Annotated in this window: 1 protein-coding gene; it reads right to left on the bottom strand. The window is 66.7% G+C overall.

The genetic code is table 11. The features are described from left to right. The coding region (locus RM704_RS44670) for an acyltransferase domain-containing protein (protein ID WP_311593607.1) at positions 1–469 on the bottom strand (469 nt) is incomplete at both ends.

Here is a 469-nt window from a genome sequence, read left to right as displayed (position 1 = left end):
AGGCCGGTCAAAAACTCCCGCACCTCGTCACGGTCGCGCCGCATCACCGGCACACACGCCACATCCGAGCCCTCAGCCAGCGACTCGCGTGCCATCGCACTCAGCACACCGTCCGGACCCAACTCCACGAACGACGACACACCAGCAGCGACCAACGCCTCCACACCATCACCGAAACGCACCGCCTCACGGACATGCCGCACCCAGTACTCCGGCACACACAGCTCTTCGGCCGAAGCCACGGCACCCGTCACGTTCGACACCACACCCAGCGACGGCGCGTGGAAGGACAACCCCTCCACCACCGCACCGAACTCAGCAAGCATCGGCTCCATCAGCGGGGAGTGGAAAGCATGGCTGACGTCGAGCCGCTTGGTCTTCACCCCACGCCCACGCAACACCTCCACCACCGGCATCACCGCGGCTTCCGCGCCCGACAACACCACCGCACGCGGCCCGTTCACCGCAG

This window comes from Streptomyces gottesmaniae (assembly GCF_031845845.1).
Classification (GTDB): Bacteria; Actinomycetota; Actinomycetes; order Streptomycetales; family Streptomycetaceae; genus Streptomyces; species Streptomyces akebiae.
This window is presented reverse-complemented; position numbering and strand designations above follow the sequence as displayed.